Genomic DNA, 590 nt, shown 5'->3' with positions numbered 1-590 from the left:
GTAAGCGTCAAAAGAACCGCACCTTATGTTGAGGGTGCGGTTCCTTTATACTGTGGCTATTCCGATTTGTTGGCTAAATAACATGATGTTGGCAACTCAGTTGACCAGGGCATGAGTTTCTCTAATTGATTGGATGTCATCTCGGTGTTTGGCATTGTTTCAAACACATGGATAAAATACTCAAAGATGTTCAGGTTATTTTCTTTCGCTGTTTCCAACAAACTATAGATAAGGGCACTGGACTTCGCCCCTTTTGATGAGTTAGAAAACAACCAGTTTTTACGGCCAATCACAAATGGCTTGATGCTTCTTTCAGCCAAGTTATTGTCTAGATCCAGTCGGCCATCTTGGAACGGAACCTCAAGTTTTTTCCGTTGATTCAAGGTGTATTGAATCGCTTCACCTAGTTTGCTTTTTGGTAATACCTTCGGCTTGGTGGCTTTGAGCCATGTGAAAAAAGCCTCCACCAAAGGTTTACTTTGCTCCTGACGTACCTGAAGTCGCTCCGAGAAACTAGCGGAGCTGATTTTCTTTTCAATTCGATAAAGCATACCGATTTTATGAAGAGCTTGTTCGGCAATGGTTGGCTC

1 protein-coding gene is annotated in these 590 nt (G+C 42.4%); it reads right to left on the bottom strand.

Features of this window, described 5'->3' with window-relative positions; all coding sequences use genetic code 11:
- Positions 1-56: 56 nt before the first annotated feature.
- Positions 57-590 (bottom strand): IS66 family transposase (locus ACFQPF_RS11360; protein WP_379749722.1); only part of this gene is annotated, 534 nt, incomplete at its 5' end.

The organism is Fictibacillus iocasae (assembly GCF_042665465.1).
Taxonomy (GTDB): domain Bacteria; phylum Bacillota; class Bacilli; order Bacillales; family Fictibacillaceae; genus Fictibacillus; species Fictibacillus iocasae.
This window is presented reverse-complemented; position numbering and strand designations above follow the sequence as displayed.